The organism is Streptomyces sp. NPDC021096 (assembly GCF_040641275.1).
Taxonomy (GTDB): Bacteria; Actinomycetota; Actinomycetes; order Streptomycetales; family Streptomycetaceae; genus Streptomyces.
Map to the genome: position 1 here is coordinate 1 of NZ_JBFADG010000017.1, position 507 is coordinate 507.

1 rRNA gene is annotated in these 507 nt (G+C 67.7%); it reads left to right on the forward strand.

Going from position 1 to position 507, the window contains the following annotated elements:
- Nucleotides 1-92 (forward strand): 5S ribosomal RNA (gene rrf, locus AB0G59_RS20675); the annotation flags it as partial.
- Between the last annotated feature and the right edge of the window lie 415 nt (nucleotides 93-507).

Below are 507 nucleotides of genomic sequence, written 5' to 3' on the forward strand. Positions count from 1 at the left end.
CGCCCGGTTACATTCCGAACCCGGAAGCTAAGCCTTTCAGCGCCGATGGTACTGCAGGGGGGACCCTGTGGGAGAGTAGGACGCCGCCGAACAATCTTTCAAGGACCCCTGGTCCCAGCGTTCACGCTGGGACCAGGGGTCCTTTTTGTTTTTTGCCGAAGCGCGCCGGCCAGCTGAGTGCGCGAGAATGACTGCGGTACCCGAAGACAGGAGTCACGTCGATGTCCACCAACTCTCCCGACGATCGTTCGGGCGGCGACTCGCGTCGCGGAGGCCCGCGCGGCCCGCGTCGTGACGACTCGCGTGGCGGTGGCTTCCGTCGCGATGACCGTCCTGGCTTCCGCCGTGACGACCGTCCTTCGTTCCGCCGCGACGACGAGCGTGGTGGACGTCCCTCCGGTGGCGGCCACGGCGGCCCCCGTCGTGACGACGACCGTGGTGGTCGTCCCTCGGGCGGCGGTTACGGTGGTCCGCGTCGTGATGACCGTGGTGGTCGTCCTTCCGGTG